This window comes from Nitratidesulfovibrio sp. 1201_IL3209 (assembly GCF_036763125.1).
Classification (GTDB): Bacteria; Desulfobacterota; Desulfovibrionia; order Desulfovibrionales; family Desulfovibrionaceae; genus Cupidesulfovibrio.
On sequence record NZ_JBAIYT010000064.1, the window covers coordinates 1 to 3,875 of the forward strand.

The 3,875-nt window shown below is 68.7% G+C and carries 2 protein-coding genes and 4 tRNA genes; 2 read left to right on the forward strand and 4 right to left on the reverse strand.

The features are described from left to right. Nucleotides 1-141: 141 nt before the first annotated feature. The 4 genes from V6B97_RS16965 to V6B97_RS16980 all read right to left on the reverse strand — a co-directional run bounded on the left by V6B97_RS16965 (nucleotide 142) and on the right by V6B97_RS16980 (nucleotide 518). Nucleotides 142-216, reverse strand: a tRNA-Gly gene (locus V6B97_RS16965). 57 nt (nucleotides 217-273) lie between these two features. Continuing rightward, a tRNA-Gly gene (locus V6B97_RS16970) sits at nucleotides 274-348 on the reverse strand. Nucleotides 349-356: 8 nt separating this feature from the next. Then, nucleotides 357-431: transfer RNA gene (locus V6B97_RS16975), tRNA-Cys, on the reverse strand. Between the two features lie 12 nt (nucleotides 432-443). Continuing rightward, nucleotides 444-518: transfer RNA gene (locus V6B97_RS16980), tRNA-Gly, on the reverse strand. Nucleotides 519-983: 465 nt separating this feature from the next. On the opposite strand from V6B97_RS16980, the gene dksA reads away from it, so the two are divergent. Both dksA and V6B97_RS16990 read left to right on the forward strand, forming a co-directional pair. Beyond that, nucleotides 984-1,346, forward strand: coding sequence for an RNA polymerase-binding protein DksA (gene dksA / locus V6B97_RS16985; protein ID WP_333507701.1), 363 nt, complete (start codon nucleotides 984-986; stop codon nucleotides 1,344-1,346). A gap of 114 nt (nucleotides 1,347-1,460) precedes the next feature. Next, the gene (locus tag V6B97_RS16990; RefSeq protein ID WP_333507702.1) at nucleotides 1,461-3,395 is read left to right on the forward strand and encodes an NFACT RNA binding domain-containing protein; all 1,935 of its coding nucleotides are present in this window, start codon (nucleotides 1,461-1,463) and stop codon (nucleotides 3,393-3,395) included. The last annotated feature ends 480 nt before the right edge of the window (nucleotides 3,396-3,875 follow it).

Consider the following 3,875-nt stretch of genomic DNA (forward strand, 5'->3'; position numbering starts at 1 on the left):
AGGCTGCTCGCTCGCGGGCCAGAGGGTATCGGAACGTAACAACCTTCATCACCATGATCTACCTGATCGGAGCGCCCATCACCCAACTCTTGGAGGCGTGAATTCCACAGCTAACGTCGAAGACCCCGTCTTTTTAAATTCTGGAGCGGGAAACGGGATTTGAACCCGCAACCTTCAGCTTGGGAAGCTGACACTCTACCGTTGAGTTATTCCCGCTAATGGTGGGGTATCATTAGGGTTTGCCGCGCTGTGCGGCGAACCCGAAGGAGACGGTGGAGCGGGAGACGGGATTTGAACCCGCGACTTCAACCTTGGCAAGGTTGCACTCTACCACTGAGTTACTCCCGCGCCGATGCTGGAGGCGGCATCCGGATTTGAACCGGAGAATGGAGGTTTTGCAGACCTCTGCCTTACCACTTGGCTATGCCGCCTCATCGGTTCGTTGGAGCGGGAGACGGGATTTGAACCCGCGACTTCAACCTTGGCAAGGTTGCACTCTACCACTGAGTTACTCCCGCTCAACGAGGAGAGCCTTCTACGTCACAGCCCCGCTCCCTGTCAAGCGAGGTTCCCGAAAAAACTCGACGGATTCCCGCAAGATGTTGGCAGGTGCGGGTTTGTGGGCACGGAACGGGCGGGGTGGCGGGGCGACCCTTCGTCGTGACCCGGCGGGGAGCCGCCGATAAGGGAGGGCGGGCAATCCCTCAGGCGGCCCCTCCGGCGGTGCCCCGGCCCGGCCGTCGCGCGGGGCGCCCGCACCGTTTGCTTCCTCCGTTCCGCGCCACCCGTGACGTTCGGGCCGTCAGTCGGCGCCCACCAACGTCCCGCGCCCGTGTCCCCCGGCTTCCGCGAGCGGAAATCAGTCCTCGCCCCTTTACTTTTATCGGCCGGATGATTTATGGCAGTTGCCTTGCAAGCGACAGCCCCACCCGGCACGCGTGCCGCCTGGCGGCGGCGCGCTGCGTACCGCGAGGAGGTTCCCCATGGATCAGAAGGATATCGAATACTTCCGCGAATTGCTGACCCAGATGCTGGAAGAAGCCACGCAAAAGGGCGACCTCACGCTGGAAGACATGACGGATAACAACGAGGTCTTCGCCGACCCGGCCGACCGCGCCACCATGGAATCGGACCGCGCCTTCACCCTGCGCATCCGCGACCGCGAACGGCGGCTCATCAAGAAGATCCAGGCGGCGCTGGGCCGCATCGAGGACGGTTCCTTCGGCATCTGCGACGAATGCGGCGAGGACATCGGCGTGCCGCGCCTGAAGGCGCGCCCCGTGACCAAGCTGTGCATCAACTGCAAGAGCAAGCAGGAAGACGACGAGCGCGTCCGAGGCGATTAGAAGCCCGCAACGGCCCCTCACCCCTTCCGGATGAGGGGCCGTTTTCGCTTTGGGGGCCATGGCGGAGTCCGCCCGCCGGACGCGCCGCCGGACACGCTGCCCAGGAATACGACGATGGACGCCCATCTGTTCCGCCGGGTCTGCCGGGCGCTGGTCCCGCTGCTGACCGGGTGCCGCATCGAAAAAATCCACGCGCCCGCGCCGGACATCCATTCCCTCACCATCTTCGCCGCCGGGCGCAAGCAGGTGCTGGTGCTGCGCCACGGACGCCGCGCGCCGCTGCTGTACCTGGCCGCGCACAAGCCGCCCAATCCGGCCCGGCCCGACGCCCAGGTCATGCTGCTGCGCAAGCACCTGGCCGGGCGGCGCGTGGCCTGGGCGGGGTGCGACTGGCCGCGCCGCCGGCTGGCCCTGCGCATGGCGGCCGGAACGGGACAGCCGGAAGGGCAGGGCGCGCTGGTGCTGCTGGACCTGCGCGAGGGCATGCGCCTTGTGGATGTCCTGCCCCCTGACTTCGGCGCGGAACCGGCCTGGCCGCAACTGCCGCCCCCCTCGGAGCCGGAAGCGTTGCAGGACGCCCTGCGCGCGTTGTGCGCGGACGGGGCCGCCGGGTCCGACCCCGTGCTGACCCCGGCCCTGCGGCGCACTCTGGCCGCCCTCGTGGGCAGTGGTCATTCCGCCGCCGCCTCCCCCGGCAGCCCTTCCGATATTTCCCGCGACATCCCGGAAGACGGCGCGCTCGACGCCTGCGCCCTGTTGGTGGACCTGGATTCCGGCGAGGGCGACGTGTTCCTGTACCGCCAACGCGCCACGGGCGGGACGGAGCCCGGTGAGCCCGGCGAGCCAGATGAGCCAGATGAGCCAGATGAGCCGGACGAGCTTTCCGCGTGGCCGCTGCCCGCGTCGCTGCGTGGCGGCAGGACGGAAGAGGCGCACGAATCCGCCCTGGACGCCGCCGCCGTGCTGGGCGAAGTCGCCGCGTTCACCGGCCTTGCCGATGCCGCCCGTACCGAGGCCGCCGCTCCGTTCAAGGCCGAGGCCAAGCGCCTGCGCCGCCTGCTGGCCAAGCTGGACGACGAGGAACGCCGCCTGCGCGGCCTGCTGGACCAGCGGGCCGACGCCGTGGCCCTGCAAGGGGTACTGTACCGGTATGCGCCGGATGCCCGTTTGCCGGAAGTGACGGTGCCCGAAGCCGTGGAGCCGGAAGCCGGGAACGAGGGCGCACCGTCTTCGGCGGGCGTCCCTGCGGTACCCGCCGTGCGCGCCATCCGCCTCGATCCGCTGCTGACCGTGCGCGAGAACATGGCCGCCATGTTCCACCGCTCCGGCCGGGGCGCGCGCGGGCTGGCCATTCTCGAACGCCGCCGGGCCGAAGTGGCGCGCGACCTGGCCGCCGCCGAACAGTCCGCCGCCATGCCCCCCGCCATGTCCCCCATCATATCCCCGGATGCCGGGCTGCCGCCGGTGCAGTTCCGCTTCGCCGCCCGGCCCGCCAAGGGCGCGCCCGACTCCCGCAAACAGCCCCGCGCCACCGGAACCGGCAGCGACGTGCAGCGCTTTCGCAGTTCCGACGGCTTCCTGCTGCTGCGCGGCCGGTGCGCCGAGGGCAACGCCGAACTCCTGCGCATGGCCTCGCCCTTCGACTGGTGGCTGCATGCCGAGGACGGTCCCAGCGCGCACCTGATCATCCGGCGCGACCACCCGGCGCACCAGGTGCCGGAGCGCACCCTGGCCGAGGCCGCCGCACTGGTGGCGGTGAAGAGTTGGCAGCGCAACGCCGCCCGCGCCCGGATCATGCTGGCCCTGGTGCGCGACGTGCGCGCCGTGAAAGGGGCCGCCGCCGGTTCCGTGCGGGTGGACGCGGTGGCCCGCTCGCTCATCGTGGCCCCCGACCCCGGGCTGGAGGCCGCCCTGCGCCTGGACGAGGCGAAAGGTGACGCCGACCCGTGTCCCGCCCGGCACGGCGGGGAGGCCCCCCACAAGGCGGGCACGGCGCCGGGCAAGGCTTCCGGCAGCCCTCCGGGCAAGGGACGCGGCAGGCGGCGCTGATCGGCATCCCCCGGCCCGCACCCCGCGCGGGTCAGGTAATATCGTCTTGTTGACCGACGTGCGGCATACCGCATACAGTCCGCCACGGCCCTGCGGAGGCCCGCAGGGTAGGGGCAGTTTCTAAATTGTCCTTTCGCCCGTTGGCGTCCGACCCGAAGGGCGCGAAGCGTGGCCGTTGGGCGAGCTTGCGAGCCCTACGGACATCGTGCGCAACGAGGTCAAACTTCACCTGCCATGGCGTTGCTGTCCTTATCCGTAAGGTTCGCAAGCTCACCTAACGGCTAAGGCTCGGTCGAATACGATAAGATTACGCGTTGCGGTCGCCATCCGTAAGGCTCGCAAGCTCGCCTAACTGTAGTGTTTCGATAGGTTGTTCACCCGGAATCTGGCCGGTAAGCTGGAGTTACCAAGCAACAGCAACCGCCAAGAAACCGGGTGAACATGCACAGCAATGCCAAATTGACGCCTCGCGGTCGAGAG

Coding starts and splice junctions, on each gene's coding strand:
- dksA (WP_333507701.1), top strand. CDS start 984: ATGGATCAGAAGGATATCGAATACTTCCGCGAATTGCTGACCCAGATG.
- V6B97_RS16990 (WP_333507702.1), top strand. CDS start 1,461: ATGGACGCCCATCTGTTCCGCCGGGTCTGCCGGGCGCTGGTCCCGCTG.